Source organism: Nocardia sp. GP40 (assembly GCF_050434125.1).
Classification (GTDB): Bacteria; Actinomycetota; Actinomycetes; order Mycobacteriales; family Mycobacteriaceae; genus Nocardia; species Nocardia albiluteola.
The window spans coordinates 629,202-648,522 of the sequence record NZ_JBNPVW010000003.1; the positions used below are offsets into that span (position 1 = coordinate 629,202).

The following is a 19,321-nucleotide window of genomic DNA, read 5'->3' on the forward strand; positions in this document are numbered from 1 at the left end:
GTACGTGAAGACGACCAAGCGGGACAACAAGTCCGGCACGGTCAGGTATCTACATCTGGCGCACAACACCTGGCCGCCACCGCCGAGGGCGCGGGGTTGGAGTTCGTGTCCTCCAGGGCGTTCGGCGGCGCCTATCTGCTGGATCATCTATGGCGGTGGGTGGGCATAGATGCGATCGTGACCCGGCTCGGGCAGCCTCGCCGCGGTCGGCCCTGGGACGTGAGCGCAACCGAGCGGGTGCTGTTCGGGCTGGTCGCGGGCCGGGCGCTAGCCCCGTCGTCGAAACTGGCCGCGGTGGAATGGATCAGCGGTGACGTGCACATCCACGGGCTACCCGAGACCGACGACGATGCGCGTGCGTTATCGGGCGATGGACTGGCTGCACGCGGTGAACCACGACCTGGAACGGGCGGTGTTCGACCGGGGCGCGGGCGCTGCTCAACCTGCCGACACCGCGGCGTAGAGATAGAAGTCGTACCACTCCAGGGCGGAGCCGACGAGGGCCGCGGGCACGACCACCGCATGGACGACTCCGTCGTTTCCTGCTGCTGCATCGGTAGCTCCCGATCCTCAGGCGACGCGGAGATCGGCGATCGCGTCCCAGTTCCAAGTGATCCCCAGTCCGGGTGTCTCCGGCGGCACCACGTGCCCGTCCTCGATCACCAGTGCGCTGTGGGTGATGGTGTTCAGCTGCGGGATGTGTTCGACGTAGGTTCCGGCGGGCACCGCGCACGCGAGGCCGGCGTGCAACTCCATGAGGAAGTGGGGGGCAACGCGCACGTTGAACGCCTCGGCGGTGTGCGCGACCTTCAGCCATGGCGTGATGCCGCCGACGCGAGCCACGTCGACCTGCACGATGCCGGCGGCGCCTGCGGCGAGGTATTCGGCGAATTGCCCTGCGCTGTAGATCGATTCGCCCACGGCGATGGGGACGCTGGTCGAGCGTGCGAGTCGTACGTGCCCGGACAGATCGTCGGCGGGCAGCGGTTCTTCGAACCAGGCGATGTCGAGTGGTTCGTAGGTGCGGGCCCGGCGGATCGCTTCCGGGCCGGTCAGCGACTGGTTGGCGTCGACCATGATCTCCCAGCCGGCGCCGACCTCGGCGCGGACGGCGGCCAGCCGCTCGGCGTCCTCGCCGGGGGTGGGTTTACCGACCTTGATCTTGCCCCCTCGGAAGCCGGCGGCTTTCGCGGCGCGGGCGTTGGCGACCAGTTCGTCGATCGTCAGGTGCAGCCAGCCGCCCTCGGTGTCGTAGACCGGCAACCGTTCGTGCGCGCCGCCGGCGAGGCGCCACAGCGGCTCTCCGGCGCGCCGGCACCGCAGATCCCAGAGCGCGGTGTCGATCGCGGCTAGGGCGAGGGAGGTGATGACGCCGACCGTGGTGGCTCGGGTGCCGGCGAGCAGGTGCGCCCAGACCGCCTCGACGTTGCGGGCATCGGCGCCCAGCAGCCGGTCGGACAGGTGGTCGCGCAGCATCGACAGTACGGCTCGCCCGCCGGTGCCGATGGTGTAGGAGTAGCCGGTGCCGGACAGGCCGTCGTCGGTCTCGATGGTCACCAGGATCGTTTCCTGGCGCACGAAGGTCTGCATTGCGTCGGTCCGCACGGTTTCCGGTTCGAGGAACACGAGCCGGCATTCGACGTTGGTGATTTTGCTCATGGGACGGCCTTTCGTTGTCAGGAAACAGGGTGTATGGCGGCGGGACTCAGGGCGCGACGAGGACGACGTCCAGCGTCCGGGGGCCGTGCACGCCTTCCACGCGTTCGAGTTCGATGTCGCTGGTGGCGGACGGACCGGAGATCCAGGTCTGGGGCCGCGCGGGATCGAGGCGTTCGAGGGCCTGCGGAACGGATTGCACGATTTGGTCGAGGACGCGCACCAGGCAGATGTGGTGGTCGGGGATCAGGGTGATCCGCCGTCGTCCCTGATCCGGTGCGGCGTCCAGGACGAGTGTGCCGGTCTCGGCGATGGCCACGGCGCAGCCGGTGACGACGCTGTCCACGGTGTCGAGATCGGCGGCGGTGAGATCCGCCGTGTCCGGTACGCGTTCGACGGTGCCGGGCAGCCATGCCGTGGGGATGCCTGCCGGTGCGATCAGGGTGCGGGCGCCGCGGGCCGCGAGTAGGTCCGCGATCGTCGCGGGGAGGGCGGCGGCGGTGGTGCGGTGGACGTGGGCGCGGTAGTCGGACAGGTTCGCGGCGAGCAGGTCGGCAGCCTGTGCCGCGGTCTGTGCGCCATGGGTGCGGAGGTAGGCGCGCGGAACCGGTGTCCGGCCGGGCTGTTCATCGGGCGGAACGTCGGTGAGGGCTCGGCGGATGCGGGCGAGGATCAGGGTGCGACTGTTCACCGGGTGCCTCCGTGTGTCCTCTGGTTCTCGGTGCGCCGCCACCAGTCGCGGAAGGACTCGGCGGGCAGGGCCGGTAGGTCGCGGGTGGCCGTCCAGGCGCGGCCGGGACCGGGCAGTCGGCGGAGGCGGAGCCGGCGACCGAGCGCGGCGAGGCGCTGCCCGGCACGCAGCGCGCGCGGATGGTCGAGGATCCAGCGTGTCGCGCGCATGATGCCGCGTTCGATCGTGTGCCCCGCACCGGTCTCGACGACCCGTTCCCGGAGGTGGACGAGCACCTCGGGGATGTCGATGGCGACCGGGCAGACCTCGTAGCAAGCGCCGCAGAGGGTCGAGGCGAACGGAAGCGAGGCGTCCACCTCGGAGGCGATGCCGCGCAGCTGCGGAGTGAGGATCGCGCCGATGGGTCCCGGATAGGCCGAGCCGTAGGCATGCCCGCCCGCGCGCTCGTAGACGGGGCAGACGTTCAGGCAAGCCGAGCAGCGGATGCATCGCAGCGCCTGCCGCCCCACCCGGTCGGCGAGGGTATCGGTGCGGCCGTTGTCGAGCAGCACGAGATGGAAGGACCGCGGTCCGTCCGCGTCGGTGGTGCCGGTCCAGGTCGAGGTGTAGGGATTCATCCGCTCGGCGGTGGAGGAGCGGGGCAGCAATTGCAGGAAGACCTCCAGGTCCTGCCAGGTCGGAACAACCTTTTCGATGCCGACGACCGAGATCAGCGTCTCCGGCAGGGTCAGGCACATACGGCCGTTGCCCTCCGACTCGACCACCACCAGGGTGCCGGTCTCGGCGACCATGAAGTTCGCCCCGGAGATGGCGACCTTGGCGCGCAGGAACTTCTCACGCAGATGCAGCCGGGCCGCCTCGGCCAGCTCCGCCGGATCGTCGGTCAAGTTGTGCGGTGCGGCGCGGCCCCAGTCCTGCATTCTGGCCGTGAAGATGTCCCGGATCTCGGATCGGTTGCGGTGGATGGCGGGGACGAGGATGTGGGAGGGGCGATCGTCGCCGAGCTGGACGATGAGTTCGGCCAGATCGGTTTCGTAGGCCGAGATCCCGGCCGCCGCCAGCGCGTCGTTGAGTCCGATTTCCTGGGTGGCCATCGATTTGACCTTGACGACCTCTGTCTCGCCGGTGGCTCGCACCAGCTCGGTCACGATGCGGTTGGCCTCGGCGGCATCAGCTGCCCAGTGGACGTGGCCGCCGGCCGCGGTGACCCTCTCCTCCAGTTGAACCAGGTAGTGGTCGAGGTGACGCAGGGTGTGGTCCTTGAGCGCGGCGCCGGATTCCCGCAGCGCCGGCCAGTCGGCGAGCTCGGCGACCGCGGCGGCTCGTTTGGCGCGAATGGTGTGGGTCGCGTGGCGCAGGTTGGCCCGTAGCCGGGCATCCTGGGTGGACACCGCGGCGGCAGCTGGAAAGGCGGGCATGCCGATGTAGGTGCCGCTCATAGTGGGTCCTCCTGTGTACTGGCCAGGATCTCGGCGATGTGGACGGGCCGGATTCCTGCGCCGCGACGGCTGAGCGTGCCGCCGATGTGCATCAGGCAGGAGTTGTCCACCGCGCAGACCACCTCCGCGCTGGTGTCCTCGACGGCGCGGGCCTTGTCGGCGCCCATCGCGGCGGATACGGCCGCGTTCTTGACCGCGAAGGTGCCGCCGAATCCGCAGCATTCCTCGGCCGCGGCCAACTCGCGCAGTTCCAGCCCACGGACCGCCGCCAGCAACCGGCGCGGCCGGTCGCCCAGGCCGAGCATGCGCATCCCGTGACAGGTCGGGTGGTAGGTGACGGTGTGCGGATAGTAGGCGCCGACATCGGTCACCCCCAGCACGTCCACCAGGAATTCGGTCAGCTCGTAGGTGCGGGGCGGCAGATCCGTGCCGCCTGCGACCAGGCGCGGATAGTTGTCGCGCACCATCGCCGCGCACGATCCGGACGGGACGACGACATGATCGTATCCGTCGAAGGCAGCCACTGTCCGGCGCGCCAGCGGCTGCGCCTCACGCCGGTAACCGCTGTTGAATTGCGGCTGGCCACAACAGGTTTGGCTTTCGGGGAAGTCGACATCCAGCCCGAGCCGGGTGAGCAACCTGACCGTCGCCCGGCCGGTGCCCGGGTAGAGCGTGTCGTTGACGCAGGTGACGAAGACCGCTACGCGCACACCTGCTCCTCGCCGTCACGGCGCCACCCCGCCTCGATCTCCTCCAGGGAGCGTTTGGCCGTCTCCGGGACCCGGGTGAGCACGAATATCGTTCCGAGCACGGAGAGCAGGGCATAGATCCCGAATACTCCGAATCCGATCGCGCCCAGCAGATCCGGGAACGTCAGCGAGAAGATGAAGTTGAACACGTACTGGACGAAGGTGATCAGGCCCATGCCGACGGCGCGGGCGCGCAGCGGCAGGATCTCCGGTACGTAGAGCCAGAACACCGGTCCGACACCGAATCCGAAGGCGAAGGTGAACACGAACACGCACACGATGTCCAGTGCGGAGGCGTGCGGGAACAGGGCCAGCAACACCAGCGGCGGCACCTGCCCGCCCAGGCTCACGGCGAGCATTTTGACCCGGCCGATCCGGTCGATGAACGGCAGCGACAGCGCCGTGGACAGCACCAGCGCCCCGCCGACGCTGTAGTTGGCGATGATGCCGGTGTCACTGCCATGGCCGGTGGCGCCGGCGAATACCGTCGGTGCGTAGTAGACGACCGCATTGATCCCGGTGAACACCTGGAAGAAGGTCAGGACCAGACCGATGTTCACGGCGCGGCGGTAGCGGCGGTACAGCTCGCGCAGACCGGCGCCCTGGTGGTTGAGGCTGTCCTGGATCTCGGCCGCTTCGGTGTCGGCCTCGGCCGCCGAGGAGCGCAGCCGCGATAGCACCCGGTGCGCGTCGTCGGTGCGTCCGCGCAGCGTCAGCCAGCGGGGACTAGCCGGGCTGAGGATCATGCCGATCAGGAAGAACACCGCAGGCACGGCGCCGAGGCCGAGCATCCACTGCCACGATCCGGTGCCGCGCAACGCGTCGCCGGTGCCGTAGGCGACCAGAATGCCCACGTTCACGCTGAGCTGGTACAGCGCGCTCAGCATTCCTCGGACGCGTTTGGGGGCGAGTTCGGTGAGGTAGATGAGCCCGAACATATTGGCCAGCCCGACCGCCAGACCCAGCACGAACCGGGAGATCAGCAGTTCGGTGACCGTGGTGGACAGGGCGCAGCCGAGGGAGCCGACGACGAAGATGACGCCCGCCAGGATCAGCAGATGCCGGCGATCGAACCGCTTGGCGGCCAGCGTGCCCGCGACGATCGAGGGCAGCGCGCCGAGCAGGATCAGGCTTGCCACCAGGCCCTGCTGGGTGGATGTCAGCCCGAACTGTGCCGTGGCGAGGGGCAGTGCGGTGGCGATGGCGCCTGAGTCGTATCCGTAGAGTAGTCCGGCCATCCCGCCGAGTACCGCGACCACCAACACGAAGCGGGGGATCGGGACGGTCGCCTCCTCACGGCGGTCGGCCGAACTGTCGAAACGCACGGAACCAGCCATGCTTCCTCCATCAAACGAACGAATTTCCTATAGGAAATTTAGACAGGCGTTGAGTATGCGATGTGGCTCACTATCCGTCAACCCCTTGTCTAGCTGCACATATGCATCACTGCACCGTTCGACGCACAGAAGAGCTTCCACAACTTGAGTATTTCCTATATGTTTTGGCTCACGTCGGGATTGCCGTAGCAAGGAGGTACCGAGCATGCAGCTCATGCGAGTAGGAGAGCCGGGCCGGGAACGACCGGTGGTCCGCGAGGACGACGGCACGCTGCGCGAGCTGACCCCGCTGACCACCGACATCGACGGACGGTTCCTGGCATCCGGAGGCATAGCGGCGACCCGGGCGGCACTGCGGGCCGGCACGCTCCCGGTCGCACGCGAGACGCAGGACCTCCGCATCGGTCCGCCCGTCGCGCGGCCGCAGGCCGTGCTGTGCATCGGCCAGAACTACGCCGCCCACGCCGCCGAGTCGGGCAGCCCGCCACCCGAGGCGCCGATCGTGTTCTTCAAACATCCCAACACCGTCGTCGGCCCCTACGACGACGTCCTGCTCCCGCCCGGCGCCGAGCAGATGGATTGGGAGGTGGAGCTGGCGGTGGTCATCGGAAAGCCGGCGCGCTACCTGGAATCACCGCAGGCGGCGGCGGAATGCATTGCCGGCTACGCCGTTTCACACGACGTCTCCGAACGGCGCTATCAGCTGCAGGATTCCGGTGGGCAATGGTCGAAGGGCAAGTCCTGCGAGACGTTCAATCCGCTCGGGCCCTGGCTGGTCCCCGCGGACGAACTGCCCCAGGGCCCGCAGGCATTGCGGCTGAGCAGCCGGGTCAACGGGCAGCCACGACAGGACTCCATCACCGCGGACATGATCTTCGGCGTGCACGAACTGATCCGGCACCTGAGCCACTATCTGGTGCTCGAACCCGGCGACATCGTCAACACCGGGACGCCACAGGGCGTCGCGCTGTCCGGCCGGTTTCCCTATCTGCGCGACGGCGACGTAGTCGAGCTCGAGATCGAGCGGCTGGGCACCCAGCGCCAGCGGGTACGGGCACACCGGCAGGTGGTGTTGTGATACGGCGCGTCGCCCAGGTCATCAGGGTGAAACCGGACCGGCTCGCGGAGTACCGGCAGCTGCATCGCGCCGTCCCCGAACCGGTGCTGGACCGGCTGCGGCGCAGCAATATCACCAACTATTCGATCCACCTGCTCGGCGACCGGCTGTTCAGCTACTTCGAATATCACGGCGACGATCTGGAAGCCGATCTGGCCGCCATGGCGGCGGACGAGGCCACCCGGCACTGGTGGCGGCTGACCGACCCGTGCCAGGAACCGGTCCCCGAAGCGCGCCCGGGCGAGTGGTGGGCGCCGGCGGAACAGATCTTTCTCATGGAATGAGGGCAACAATGACGGTACGAAACGAGACAGCGGACGCGCCGGCGGCGAGCGGGGAATTCGGCGGCCGGGTCGCCGCGGTCACCGGCGGCGCCTCCGGCATCGGAGCGGCCGTCGCCGCGGAACTGGCCCGGCGCGGCGCATCGGTAGTGGTGCTCGATCTCGTCACGGACGGCGTGCCCGCCGGGCTGGACCGGCAGCCATGCGACGTCACCGACAGCACCTCGGTCCGCGCCGCGATCGAGGCCGTCGAGCGACGCCACGGACGACTCGACATCCTGGTGAACAACGCCGGTATCGGCGCGCAGGGCACCGTCGAGGACAACGACGAGTCCGAATGGCAGCGAGTCCTCGACGTCAACGTCACCGGAATCGCCAGGGTCAGCGCTGCGGCGCTACCACTGTTGCGGAAAACGGCGGCGGCCTCCGGCGAGAGTGCGGCCATCGTCAACACCTGCTCCATCGCCGCCACCGCCGGGCTGCCCCAGCGCGCGTTGTACTCCGCGAGCAAGGGCGCGGTCCTGGCGTTGACCCGCGCCATGGCCGCCGACCATGTGCGCGAAGGAATCCGGGTCAACTGCGTCAACCCGGGCACGGTCGACACCCCGTGGGTCGGCCGGCTCCTCGACGCCGCCGCAGACCCAGACGCCGAACGGCGGGCCCTGGCCGCCCGCCAGCCCACCGGCCGGCTGGTGACCGCGCGCGAAGTCGCCGTCGCCGTCTGCTACCTGGCCGGCCCGCTGGCCGATGCCACCACCGGCACGGCGCTGGCCGTGGACGGCGGGATGCAGGGCCTGCGGCTGCGCCCGGTCGCCGAGGGTGCCACACGATGAGCGGGAAAAACCGGCCGGCCACCGTTCCGTTCGGCCGCGGGCGTCTCGAGATGACCGGTCTCGGTTTCGGCGCGGCCCCGATCGGCGGCCTGTTCGAGCCGATGACCGACGAGCAGGCCGACGAGGTTCTCCGCGCAGCATGGGATGCCGGAATCCGATACTTCGACACCGCACCCCACTACGGAGTCGGCCTGTCCGAACAGCGACTCGGCCGCTTCCTCTCCCAGCACCCCCGCGACGACTACGTGGTGTCCACGAAGGTCGGGCGCCTGCTCGTCCCGCACAACGGCCCCGCGGCCGATGTCCAGGGCATCTCCGGCTTCTACGGCACCCCCAACCGGGACCGCCGGATCGACTTCAGCCGCGACGGCGTGCTGCGCTCGCTCGACGACAGCCTGCGCCGGCTGGGGCTCGACCACGTCGATATCCTGTACATCCACGACCCGGACGACCACGAGGAGCAGGCGCTGGCCGAGGCGTACCCGGCGCTGGCCCAGCTGCGCGATGAAGGCGTCGTCAGCTCCATCGGGGTCGGCGTGAACCAGACCCGCAGCCCGCTACGGTTCGTCCGCGAGACCGACATCGACTGCGTACTCATCGCCGGCCGGTACACCCTGCTGGACACGCAAGCCGGTGCCGAACTGCTCCCGTTGTGTGCTGAACGCGGTGTCGACGTCGTCAACGCCGGAATCTTCAACAGCGGGCTGCTGGCCGACCCGCAACCCGGCGCGACCTACGACTACGAACCCGCACCGCACGAAATAGTCCAGCGCGCAACACATATCGCCGACATCTGCCGCCGCCACCAGGTCTCCCCGGCAGCCGTGGCGATCGCCTTCGCCCGTAACCATCCCGCCGTCCGCACCGCGCTGATCGGCATGCGCACTCCGGCGCAGGTACGGCAGAACAGCACCGCCGCGACGTCGATCGTACCCGCCCGGCTGTGGGCAGATCTGTCCGCCGCCGGACTGCTGCCCGAAAACGGAGCACTCACATGACCATTCGCATCGATGCCCACCACCACCTGTGGGACCTCACCATTCGGGACCAACCCTGGATCACCGGGGCGGCGCTGGCGCCCCTGCGCCGCAACTTCGGCCTACCCGAACTGGTGCCACAGGTCACCGCTCGCGGCATCACCGCCACAGTGGTCGTCCAGACCGTGTCCGACGAGCAGGAGACCATCGACCTGCTCGCCCTCGCCGCGGACGCCGGCCCCATCGCCGCAGTCGTCGGCTGGACCGACCTGACCAGCCCAGATATCGCCGACCGGCTGGCCACCCTGCGCGAGCGGCCCACGGGCGCGTACCTGCGTGGCATCCGCCACCAAGCACAGGACGAACCCGACCCGCGCTGGCTCTGCCGCGCCGACGTGCGCCGCGGCCTGCGTGCCGTCGCCGCGGCCGGGCTGGTCTACGAACTGCTCGTCACACCGGCCCAGCTGCCCGCCGCCGTGGAGACCGTCGCCGCGGTACCCGAATGCCGTTTCGTACTCGACCATCTGGCCAAGCCAGCGGTCGCAGCCGGGCTCGTCGAACCGTGGGCGAGCGATCTGGCCCGGCTGGCCGCCCTGCCCAACACCGTGTGCAAACTGTCGGGCCTGGTGACCGAAGCGGACTGGGTCACCTGGACGGTTCGCGACCTGCGCCCCTACACCGACCGCGCGCTGTCGCTCTTCGGGCCCGAGCGGATCCTCTTCGGCTCGGACTGGCCCGTGTGCACCCTGGCCGCCGACTACGGGAGGGTGGTACAGGCCACCGAAGAACTCACCATGGGCCTGACGGCTACCGAACGGGCGGCGGTGTTCGGCGGCAACGCCACCCGCACCTACCAGCTCAACCAGCCCGAAAGCTATATGCAATAGGATGTCGGAAAAGTGGTCGAGTTGGCACGAAGAGGGGAAAAATGCTCGCCCAACAGCGCACGTTGCCGCATCGCGAGGCATTGGCCGACACCGTCTATGAAGCCGTCAAGGCCATGATTATGGACCTTGAAATCAAGCCAGGCGAACGCGTCGGCATCGAGGCGATCGCGCGCACCCTGGAGGTGTCCCCCACACCGGTACGCGAGGCACTGGCCCGCCTGGCAGCCGACGGCCTGGTCACCAAACGGTCCCTGGCCGGCTACCGGGCCACCGAACTACTCACCCCGCAGGGACTCGAAGAACTCTTCGAAATGCGCCTGCTGCTCGAACCGAAAGCCGCCGCGCTCGCGGCCGAGAACTGCGACGAAACCCACCTGGACCGCATCGAGGACATCCTCGAGCGAATGCGCGCCTGCCCCTACTCCGGTGAGCGCTACGCCGACTACGGCGAGTTCGCGGCATTCGACCAGCTCTTCCACGACACCATCGCCGCCGCCAGCAGCCGCCACCTGCTGGCCAACGCCGTCGAACGACTCCACTCACACCTGCACATCTTCCGCCTCGGCGGCGTCCCGGGCGCCGGTCAGCTCACCATCGCCGAACACGACCGCATCCTGCGCGCGATCCTGCGCCGCAACCCCGACCGCGCCGCGGACGCCATGACCGAACACCTCCAACTCAGCCTGGAACGCCAACGCGCCCGCCGGTAATGGAGCCCTGTCCGCGGGAAGCATGGTGGCCCAACGAAATCCCGTGACGCCTGCCTGCGCTAAATCTGCATCCACCGACGTGGTTTTCGGGCTGACCTGCGGGTACGGTGAATCGTCGACGATCGACGCGCGTCACGCGCCAAATGGTGGGCGGCTGGACACCCGCGATGTCCTGCTGCCGCCGCAACCAACGGAACCTGCTCGATATGTATGAGGGAGCATAGGCTGTGGGATTGCGCATATGTGTTGTTACAACGGCATGAGGTTGTGTTTGCGGGGGCCGTGCTCGACTGACTTGTCCCGTAAGAGCCGTAGCGCCTTGCGGATTCCGAGCCGGGTGTGGGCGGGTTCGATGACTGCGTCGATGTAGCCGCGTTCGGCGGCGGTCCAGGGTGTGGCGACTGTGGCGTTGTAGTAGTCGATCAGTTGTTGGCGCAGGGCGGGGCGGTCGGCTTCTGGGGCTGCGGCGAGTGTTCGCCGTTGGGTGAGGCCGACGGCGGCCTCGGCGCCCACGACCGCGATGCGCGCCGTGGGCCAGGCCAGGTTGATGTCTGCGCCGAGCGATTTGGAGCCCATAACTGCGTAGCCGCCGCCGTAGGCTTTGCGGACGTTGATGGTGACGATCGGCACGGTGGCTTCGACGACTGCGTAGAGGAACCGGCCGCCGCGTTTGATGACGCCGATCTTCTCCTCCTCCAGGCCGGGTAGCACACCTGGGGTGTCGACGACGAAGACCAGCGGTAGCCCGAATGCGTCACAGAGCCGGATGAAATGGGCTGCCTTGTCTGAGCTGCGGGCGTCGATGGATCCGCTGGAGATCAGGGGCTGGTTGGCGACGACACCGACAGGGTGGCCATCGACCCGGGCGAATCCGGTAATCATGTTGCGGGCGTTCGCATCACCGATCTCGTGGAACTCGCCGTCGTCGAAGATCCGGAGCAGGATGTCGTACATGTCGTAACCGGCGCGATCGGAATCGGGGATGATCGTGTTCAGTTCCCAATCGCTGTCGGTGATCTCCGGTTCGAGGCCCGGATTGACTACGGGTGGCCGGTCGAAGCAGTTGGACGGCATGTAACTCAAGTAGTTCCGCACCCAGTCGAAGGCTGCTTGTTCGTCGGATGCGACGTGATGAATGTTGCCGTTCTCGGCCTGGGTGTACGCACCGCCGAGTTCGTCGAGAGTGACCTCTTCGCCGGTGGTCTCGCGGATGATGTCGGGACCAGTCACGAACATGTACGCCGACTCGGTGGCGACCAGCACGTCGGTGTTGATCGGTGAATAGACTGCGCCGGCAGCGCATTTGCCCAGCATCAGTGACACCTGCGGCACGACGCCGGACAGTCGTAACTGTCGCCGGCCGAATGCTCCATACCACGCGAGCGAGGTCACCGCGTCCTGGACTCGCGCGCCGCCTGAGTCGTTGATGGCAACGAACGGGCAGCCGATATCGGCGGCGAAGTCCATCGCTTTGGCGACCTTGCGCCCGAACGTCTCACCGACCGATCCGCCGAAAACCGTCTGATCGTGCGAGATGACAACCGCCGCACGGCCATCGATCGTCCCGCGGCCGGTGACCACGCCATCGCCGTAGAGTGCGCCGGGGGTGCCGGGCTGTTTCACCAGTGCATCGAACTCGAGGAAACTGCCCGCGTCCAGCAGCATCGCGATGCGTTCGCGGGGGCTCGGGATGCCCTTCGCCGCACGTTTGGCGATCCCTGCCTCCCCGGCCGGCTCCTTCGCGACCGCCAAATGCTTGCGCAGTGTGGTGAGTTTATCGGCAGTCGTCTCCACGGAGGCGTCCTCCTTCGCGCTGGCACCGGGTGCGCCGGTTCTTGGTCGGAACTCCGACCGTAAATCGCGGTGGACAGGTTCACAACGATGTGTACTGCAATAGACTCAACAGGGTGTCGTCCACAGCAAAACCCCGCAGTACGCCCAGTTACCAGGCACGAACCGGTCGAACCCTCGAGGAGCACACTCGGGCGATGATCATCGCCGCGTCGGAGCGGTTGATGGCGGCCAGGATCGCTACGCCGGGCGGTTCCCTCGATCGCTTGACGATCGCCGAGGTGTGCGCCGCCGCGCGCGGCTACATCCGCCGTGACGGCACCGAGGGCCCAATCCCCAAGGCGACCATGTGGAAACACTTCAAAACAATCGAAGCCCTGGCCGCTGCGGTCGTGGAAAACATGACCGCCGAGGACCGGACGGTTCCCGCCGAGATCGCAGCTTTGGCCGCCCGTGACAGTCATGCCGGCACTCGTCCCGAGAACCCCGATGTGCAGCGACTGGAGGCACGGTTCTCTGCCCGGCATTTCGACATCACGGGCTTGGAAGGCCAATTCGAGGCCGCAGCGGCGCGCGGCAACCACTCCGACATGTTGTTCTGGTCGGCCGAGCTGGCCGAACGTCACCTGCAACACCACCGCCGCGGGGACCGGCAGCCGACCATCACTGCCCGAGACTGGGCCCGACGCGGTCTCGCCCTGGTCGATCCCGACTCGCGCCTGGACGCCATGATGGGCATCCGGTGCACCCGCGCAGCGACTGCGGCCGAGACGGCGCTGGCCAGGCGGGCCGACTACGAACCCACGGCACTGAGCCGGATCCGATCGCTCGAGGAGACCGAGTCCGCGTTGGCCGACGCCCTCGGTTGGGACCTGCACCGCGAACTCGCCCAATTCCACGCCGAACACGCCCGTGCCCTCAGCGAAGAGGATCCCGAGCGGGAAATGCGCGCGTACGCCGCCATCGGCGCCACGTTGACCGGCCTGTGTGCGGCCAATCCGACCTCAACCCGCGAGCCTCAGGACGTCCTACGAGCGGCAGAGCTGGCCGAAATCATCGTCGGACTGTGCCGAATCGACATGGCCTACGCCGCCCATCCCGACTACCAGGGGATATACGCTACGACCTTCGGTGACGGCATGGCCACAATTACACGAAATCTGCTGGCGTGCTTCCCCGCAACCATCAGCGAACGTCCCCGCCACGAGGGCAACGTCCGAGCGCTGCTTCGCTTGGTCGATCTCACCCGCCGTCTCGATCACCACGACTCGGCCGTCGGCGCCGATCACATCGCGTCAGCTATCCAGGACTACGGGCAGGCGTCCAGCGATCTGCTCCGCACCGCCGAATACGGCACCATCCGCGACATTCTGGTGGCGCGCTTTCTCACCGCCAAAGCCCGTACCCTCACCCACCCCGCGGCCACGCCCGATAATCCCAGCGCAACCATCGCGGCAGATCGACCACAAGACTCGCTGGTTCACCCACACCCTGCCGCGCTGATCCAGGGCGCCATCCAGTTCTACGAGCACGCCGCCAGCACAGCAAGCCCCCGCGGCTCCACCGGGATCCTCCGGTCGCTGGCAGCCACCGCCGGCGCCGAGCTGACACGCTCAAACCCACTGGCAGACCACGCAACCGCACCCGCGAGTAACGAATTCGACAGCATCGCCCGAGCGATCAACGACCTCGTTCTGATCACGGTCAGCCGCCGAAACCGCTTCACCGACAGCGAGATCGAACACCTTCTCGACATCGTCGACCCGATGTACTACTACATCGCCGCCGGACGAAACTAGATGACCTCGACGAAAACCACCCCCAGAGCCTTGTGGACCGGAGGGCCACCGAAGGAGCCGGTTGGTCGCCGACGAATACCTGACCGCCGCACACGCCCGGTCGCGCGCACAATGGACCGATGTCCGCTCTATCGACGGTGCTCGATCCGCTCCGGCACACCGCTGACTATGCGCGGTATTTCCTCAACAAGAGCGCTCGCGACCGTGAGGATGCGCAGGCATTGCACGAACTCGAGGCCCGGCCTCTGACGCTGCCGGCGGGTATGGAACTCCAATGGCTGGGCACCGCCGGATACCGGATGACATACGAGGACCGGACCCTGCTTGTTGATCCGTTCCTGACCCGGGTTCCGCTGTCGACGGTCGTGCGCCGCCGCACCGCGCTCCCCGATCCCGCGTCGATCGACCGCTTTCTACCCGATCCGGGAACGGTAGCAGGAATCGTTGTGGGACATGGTCATTGGGATCACGCATTGGATGCGCCGGAGCTCGCGCGCCGCTTCGGATGCGCGGTCTATGGCTCGCAATCGGTGCACAACCTCATGGATCTGCACGGACTCGGCGATCGGGGCGTGGTGGTAGAACCGTACCGCCGCTACGAGCTCGGACCGTTTACGGTGACCTTCGTGCCGAGCGTGCATTCGAAGATCCCCTTCGGCACCCGTATCCCATCCCCCGGCGACACCAGTTGCGAATCCCTGGCCGCGCTCTCGCCCATGGCCTACGGCTGCGGACAGACCTGGGGCATCCACATCGCGGTGGCCGGTATCGAGATCTATCACCAGGGCAGTGCCGACCTCATCGACGAGGCGATCCGGCACCGGGATGTCGACATCTTTCTCGCCGGGGTTGCCGGGCGGTCAGTGACACTGGACTACTGGCACCGGATCCTGACCAGGTTGCGTCCTGCCATCGTTGTGCCGATGCACTACGACGATTTTCTCCGGCCATTGGACGCGCCGATGGGATTCACGGTCGATATCGCGCTGGCCTCGGTACCCGACGAGATCGGCGCCGTGAGTCACGCGATCGATGTGATAGCCCTGCCGGCGATCAGCTCTCGCGAACCGGGCACCCGATGAGCAGACGAGCCGGAATGAGCTGCCGGTCGATCGCCGATGCGAGCGCCGCCGACCAAATCCTCGACAGCCTCGCCCACTACTGCCACAAACTTACGGCGCTGAACAACGACTCAGCACACTAGCCGGACCCCACGTCCTTGCGCGCGTGCGCGACGAATTTGTCGATCGCTGTGTCGCCGACGAACCTGTCGATGGCGGCAGCGCCCGCGGCGGCGACTCGCGGCCAGTCCGCATCGGTCACGATGTCGTGGTTGTGGGCGTAGGCGAGGGTCGCACCGAGGGAGTCCGGCGCCTCCCACAGGGCCCGTTGAGCGGCGAGCATGCCGTCGAGTTCGGGGTCCATCGAGCTGCTGACGATTTGGAGTGAACCATAACTCCGCTCGTAGGGATCAAGAGCGGCATGAACCGGGGCGACCGCGGCGTCCAGGCCCGCGCGATTCGGAGGTGTGCGCTGCAATGCCCCTTTCAGTCCACCCAGTTGCACCTCGAGATCGGAGAAGGCGACGACGAAATCCGAATAGCCACGCACCCGATCGGCCCGTATCGCCTGTTCCCGCGCAAGTCTCTCCTGCCGGTCGAGCTGGGTTCCGGCGACATGCACGGACGCCCACGCGGACACGCCGGCCGACACCAGCGCCGCTACAGCGGCCAGGATCGCGACGACCAGCGCGTAATGCCCGTTGCGCAAGGCGACTTGGATCTCCGGCGGGATCCGGTCCGGCGCGGAGTCGGATTGCGCGGACTCGGATTGTTCAGCGTCCCGCGACTGTTCGGGATCCCGCGCGGGTGCGGCCTCCGCCGCCGGTTGAGGTCGAGCATCGTCGGTCGCCACGAGGTGAACTTCCTCCCATCATCCGAGAGCACCCGATACCGCACTGAGCCGCACCACGAATCCTCCTCCAGCCGCGCCGCGAAACGTAGCTCTCCCGGCGGCGTGCCGCCCAGCAATCGGGCCCGGGCAGACCGCGGAGGGTTACCCCGACTACCCGCGGTGGTCACCGGATACCGCGCCGGTCGGGTAGCCGCCACTACGCCCGTATGTGCGCTGCTCACGATGTCGGGCTGGTGTTCCTGCGGACGTATTCGTCGTGGTTGAACCGGATCGTGCGACACGAAGTCGCATGAGTAACAGTGGAACTCGTAGAAGGAGGGATCGGCCGATGCCGATAACGTAGTTCCCGATCCCGTGCGCGTGGATCGTCCCCGCCTCGGCGTGCGTCATGGGTGACCGTGGGGTGCGAAGCCCGAGGGCACGGCCCAAGGACCCTTGTTCCATCCGGGGGTTACAGGCTGGGGAAGACCGGGCGGGTGAATCGCGTGAACCCTCGTCGACGCCCCCGCCCCCTAAGAACCGGCCGTGCCCGTAGCGAAGGCTCGGAGCCAACGGGGTTGCCCAGGGTCTGCTCGTACGCAATGTCGCCCGGCTGGTCGATCGCGTGTCCGCCACCAAACCGCCGATCGAGACCTTCACTCCAGAGGAAGTCCGGCGCCTGCTCGCCCAGGCGAACAACAACCGTCTGGCACCTTGCCCTATCGGGCCTGCGACGAGGCGAGATCGGCGGGCTGCGCTGGTCCGACATCGACTTCGACCAGGGCGAGTGGGGCGTGCTGCGCATCGCCAACAACATGGTTCCAGTGGAGGGCGGATCCGAGGAAGGCGAACCCAAAACAGCGGGATCCTGCCGGACCCTTCCGCTGACCAGGTCGCTGCACGACGCCCTCGAGAAGGCTCGACTGATCCAGGCAACGGAGAAGCTGGCGCTGGGAGATAACTACGGCCCCGGGACTCACGTCGTGTGCAACGAGACCGGTAGGTCGTACCACCCCGACACGTTGTACGACTTGTGGGTGGCAATGTGCCGAATGGCGGGGGTCCGCAGGATCAGGCTGCACGACGCGCGCCACACCTGCGGGACGCTGATGCATCTTCAAGGCGTACCGATCGCGGTGATCGCGGCGTAGCTGGGGCACGTGGAACGCGCCTTCACAATGCGAACCTACGTGCACAGCCAGAACGCCGAGCTGTTCGCCGCAGCGAAGACATTGGACGGAGTTGCGACCAACCGTGACCAAACCGCAGATCGGACTTCGCGGCATCGCATCGCGTAAGACGCTGAATGTGCTGGTCAAGGCATATTTTTCGTGGTGGTCCTAGCTGGTTTCGAACCAGCGACCTCTCGCGTGTGAGGCGAGCGCTCTCCCGCTGAGCTATAGGACCGGATGCGGGTGTTCGGGTCGGAGGAGCTCCGTTCCGGACGAGATGGAACCTTAACACGCATCACCCTTGCCACACCAAATCGCGGCTCTACCTGGCGATTTTCAGTATCGCTCAGAGGTGGGCCGCTGGGGTGGGTGTGCCGCGGGCTGATGCCGGGTGCGGACACCGCCCAGGGGTAAGGCTCGAGGGGCGGCACAGCGCCGGGCCTGCGGAAGCACAGTGGTGTAATTCCGATTTACCCGCTTCTACCAGCGGATTTGTTGCTGACGCAGATCGTGGGCTAATGTTCTCTCTCGCAGCCGGAAGGGCCACCACGGGCCGGACGGAAGCAACTTGCACACTACAGTGCATGCGGATGTAGCGCAGCTGGTAGCGCATCACCTTGCCAAGGTGAGGGTCGCGGGTTCGAATCCCGTCATCCGCTCGAAGGCCAACCCGGCCTTGGTTGGCGGTGTGGCCGAGTGGTGAGGCAACGGCCTGCAAAGCCGTGCACACGGGTTCGATTCCCGTCGCCGCCTCGAAAGAGGCACCAAAGACCCGCGCGATTAGCTCAGCGGGAGAGCGCTTCCCTGACACGGAAGAGGTCACTGGTTCAATCCCAGTATCGCGCACCAGAAATGACAGGTCAGCCCCGGTTATCCGGGGCTGACCTGTTTTCGTGTGCCCACCGGTGCACCCGGCGGGGTTACGATTCACTGTTCGCGCCATCGCCGCCGGGAAGATGCGGCGAAAGGTTGTGCCGCGCAGCGCGATCAAGCGCGGCGAGAGGCCCGCCCCGCTGGACGGTAGATCGCGTCGGCGACACGGATGAACGACCGGATCAGCGGATCGCTGTTGGCATCGCTCCAGGCGACGACCAGCGGGCTGCGTGGCATATCGGCCACAGGCACGGTGATCAGGCCCTCGGGGAGCGCGTGACCGAGGGGAGTCAGGCCGATCGTGCCGTTCCACAGGACGGCCTGCAAGCACTCCTGGACGGTGCGGACCTCGGGTCCGTCGCGGTACGGGCCCTCCGGCGTGGTCGCGTTCCAGAACGCCCGCCAGACAGGGTCGGTACCCTCCGGCAGCCGGAACCACGGCCGATCCGCGAGGTCGGCCACGCGCAGGACCTCCCGCCCGGCCAGCGGGTCGTCCGCGCGCAACACCACACCGACCGAATCCTGGCGCAGCACATGGGTTCTGATACCGGAGTCCTCGAACGGCCCGCGAGTGAGCGCGACATCCACGCGCCCCGTGCGCAATCCGCAGGTCGGGTCGCCGAGATCGGCCTCCCGCACGCGGACCCGGACCATGGCGTGGTGTGCACGGAAGGCAGCCACCAGGCGCGGCCCGGCCTCTTCGGCGCTGTCGCCCAACGTCCCGACGGTCAGGGTGACGGTGCCCGCGACCGCCGCGACCCGGGCGGGGATCCGATCGGCGTGCTCCAGAATCGAGCGCGCCTCAGCGTAGAGGACCTCACCGGCGGCCGTGAGCGAGACGCCGCCGGGAGCCCGGCGCAATAGGACCGCACCGAGGTCCGCCTCCAGCGTCTTGATCGCGCGACTGAGCGGTGGCTGGCTCATGTGCAGTCGATCCGCGGCACGCCGGAAGTGGAGTTCCTCGGCGACGGCCACGAAGTAGCGGAGCAAACGCAGGTCCATTACGGGCGACGATACCCGTGCGGTATCGCCCGCACGCAACGGGTCTTGGACCGGGGCGAGGGACCGGTGCTGGACTGGAATCGACCGGTCCCGCCGCGGAGATAAGCCCGCCGG

At 67.5% G+C, this 19,321-nt stretch carries 17 protein-coding genes, 4 tRNA genes and 1 pseudogene; 13 read left to right on the forward strand and 9 right to left on the reverse strand.

Annotated features, from left to right (window positions below; genetic code table 11):
* Positions 1 to 4: 4 nt before the first annotated feature.
* A pseudogene (locus ABH933_RS11775) lies at positions 5 to 430 on the forward strand (IS1634 family transposase); the annotation flags it as partial.
* Between the two features lie 140 nt (positions 431 to 570).
* On the opposite strand, the gene ABH933_RS11780 reads toward ABH933_RS11775, so the two are convergent.
* Genes ABH933_RS11780 through ABH933_RS11800 form a run of 5 tightly spaced genes read right to left on the reverse strand, consistent with a single transcriptional unit; the run spans position 571 to position 5,872 of the window.
* On the reverse strand, positions 571 to 1,659 hold the full coding sequence (locus tag ABH933_RS11780; RefSeq protein ID WP_429417160.1) for a mandelate racemase/muconate lactonizing enzyme family protein: 1,089 nt from the start codon (positions 1,657 to 1,659) through the stop codon (positions 571 to 573).
* A gap of 46 nt (positions 1,660 to 1,705) precedes the next feature.
* Positions 1,706 to 2,347 (reverse strand): LutC/YkgG family protein, encoded by a 642-nt coding sequence (locus tag ABH933_RS11785; RefSeq protein WP_429417162.1) that lies wholly within the window; start codon positions 2,345 to 2,347, stop codon positions 1,706 to 1,708.
* Complete coding sequence (locus tag ABH933_RS11790) at positions 2,344 to 3,786, reverse strand: lactate utilization protein B (RefSeq protein WP_429417164.1); 1,443 nt, start codon at positions 3,784 to 3,786, stop codon at positions 2,344 to 2,346. Before ABH933_RS11790 ends, ABH933_RS11785 begins: the two co-directional genes overlap by 4 nt.
* A complete protein-coding gene (locus tag ABH933_RS11795) occupies positions 3,783 to 4,496 on the reverse strand; it encodes a (Fe-S)-binding protein (RefSeq protein WP_429417166.1) in 714 nt (237 codons plus the stop codon). The genes ABH933_RS11790 and ABH933_RS11795 overlap by 4 nt, the downstream gene beginning before the upstream one ends.
* Positions 4,487 to 5,872 carry a sugar porter family MFS transporter gene (locus tag ABH933_RS11800; protein WP_429417168.1) on the reverse strand — a complete coding sequence of 462 codons (1,386 nt, stop codon included), beginning with the start codon at positions 5,870 to 5,872 and terminating at the stop codon, positions 4,487 to 4,489. The genes ABH933_RS11795 and ABH933_RS11800 overlap by 10 nt, the downstream gene beginning before the upstream one ends.
* Before the next feature lie 214 nt (positions 5,873 to 6,086).
* Here ABH933_RS11800 and ABH933_RS11805 point away from each other — a divergent pair, with 214 nt between their 5' ends.
* The 6 genes from ABH933_RS11805 to ABH933_RS11830 are packed head-to-tail and all read left to right on the forward strand — an operon-like array spanning position 6,087 to position 10,677.
* Positions 6,087 to 6,950 carry a fumarylacetoacetate hydrolase family protein gene (locus tag ABH933_RS11805; RefSeq protein WP_429417170.1) on the forward strand — a complete coding sequence of 288 codons (864 nt, stop codon included), beginning with the start codon at positions 6,087 to 6,089 and terminating at the stop codon, positions 6,948 to 6,950.
* Positions 6,947 to 7,273 (forward strand): L-rhamnose mutarotase, encoded by a 327-nt coding sequence (locus ABH933_RS11810; RefSeq protein ID WP_429417172.1) that lies wholly within the window; start codon positions 6,947 to 6,949, stop codon positions 7,271 to 7,273. The genes ABH933_RS11805 and ABH933_RS11810 overlap by 4 nt, the downstream gene beginning before the upstream one ends.
* An 8-nt stretch (positions 7,274 to 7,281) precedes the next feature.
* On the forward strand, positions 7,282 to 8,103 hold the full coding sequence (locus ABH933_RS11815; RefSeq protein ID WP_429417175.1) for an SDR family NAD(P)-dependent oxidoreductase: 822 nt from the start codon (positions 7,282 to 7,284) through the stop codon (positions 8,101 to 8,103).
* A complete protein-coding gene (locus ABH933_RS11820) occupies positions 8,100 to 9,101 on the forward strand; it encodes an aldo/keto reductase (RefSeq protein WP_429417178.1) in 1,002 nt (333 codons plus the stop codon). Before ABH933_RS11815 ends, ABH933_RS11820 begins: the two co-directional genes overlap by 4 nt.
* Entirely contained in the window at positions 9,098 to 9,967 is an 870-nt protein-coding gene (locus ABH933_RS11825; protein ID WP_429417180.1) for an amidohydrolase family protein, read from the forward strand. The genes ABH933_RS11820 and ABH933_RS11825 overlap by 4 nt, the downstream gene beginning before the upstream one ends.
* 41 nt (positions 9,968 to 10,008) lie before the next feature.
* A complete protein-coding gene (locus ABH933_RS11830; protein WP_429417183.1) occupies positions 10,009 to 10,677 on the forward strand; it encodes a GntR family transcriptional regulator in 669 nt (222 codons plus the stop codon).
* A 249-nt stretch (positions 10,678 to 10,926) separates the two neighbouring features.
* Here ABH933_RS11830 and ABH933_RS11835 read toward each other — a convergent pair whose 3' ends face one another.
* Entirely contained in the window at positions 10,927 to 12,471 is a 1,545-nt protein-coding gene (locus tag ABH933_RS11835) for an acyl-CoA carboxylase subunit beta (RefSeq protein ID WP_429417186.1), read from the reverse strand.
* Between the two features lie 194 nt (positions 12,472 to 12,665).
* Between ABH933_RS11835 and ABH933_RS11840 the strand changes: the two genes are divergently transcribed.
* On the forward strand, positions 12,666 to 14,267 hold the full coding sequence (locus tag ABH933_RS11840; RefSeq protein WP_429417188.1) for a hypothetical protein: 1,602 nt from the start codon (positions 12,666 to 12,668) through the stop codon (positions 14,265 to 14,267).
* A gap of 119 nt (positions 14,268 to 14,386) precedes the next feature.
* Positions 14,387 to 15,349, forward strand: a complete 963-nt coding sequence (locus ABH933_RS11845) for an MBL fold metallo-hydrolase (protein WP_429417190.1) — start codon at positions 14,387 to 14,389, stop codon at positions 15,347 to 15,349.
* A 118-nt stretch (positions 15,350 to 15,467) separates the two neighbouring features.
* Here ABH933_RS11845 and ABH933_RS11850 read toward each other — a convergent pair whose 3' ends face one another.
* Positions 15,468 to 16,181 carry a hypothetical protein gene (locus ABH933_RS11850; RefSeq protein WP_429417193.1) on the reverse strand — a complete coding sequence of 238 codons (714 nt, stop codon included), beginning with the start codon at positions 16,179 to 16,181 and terminating at the stop codon, positions 15,468 to 15,470.
* A 581-nt stretch (positions 16,182 to 16,762) separates the two neighbouring features.
* On the opposite strand from ABH933_RS11850, the gene ABH933_RS11855 reads away from it, so the two are divergent.
* A complete protein-coding gene (locus ABH933_RS11855; RefSeq protein ID WP_429417196.1) occupies positions 16,763 to 17,311 on the forward strand; it encodes a site-specific integrase in 549 nt (182 codons plus the stop codon).
* 181 nt (positions 17,312 to 17,492) lie between these two features.
* On the opposite strand, the gene ABH933_RS11860 is transcribed toward ABH933_RS11855, so the two are convergent.
* A tRNA-Val gene (locus ABH933_RS11860) sits at positions 17,493 to 17,567 on the reverse strand.
* A gap of 351 nt (positions 17,568 to 17,918) precedes the next feature.
* On the opposite strand from ABH933_RS11860, the gene ABH933_RS11865 reads away from it, so the two are divergent.
* The 3 genes from ABH933_RS11865 (at position 17,919) to ABH933_RS11875 (ending at position 18,181) form a co-directional block, all read left to right on the forward strand.
* Positions 17,919 to 17,991, forward strand: a tRNA-Gly gene (locus tag ABH933_RS11865).
* 23 nt (positions 17,992 to 18,014) lie between these two features.
* Positions 18,015 to 18,085 (forward strand) — tRNA-Cys (locus ABH933_RS11870).
* Between the two features lie 21 nt (positions 18,086 to 18,106).
* Positions 18,107 to 18,181, forward strand: a tRNA-Val gene (locus ABH933_RS11875).
* Positions 18,182 to 18,319: 138 nt separating this feature from the next.
* Here ABH933_RS11875 and ABH933_RS11880 read toward each other — a convergent pair.
* A complete protein-coding gene (locus tag ABH933_RS11880) occupies positions 18,320 to 19,207 on the reverse strand; it encodes a LysR substrate-binding domain-containing protein (RefSeq protein ID WP_429417199.1) in 888 nt (295 codons plus the stop codon).
* Between the last annotated feature and the right edge of the window lie 114 nt (positions 19,208 to 19,321).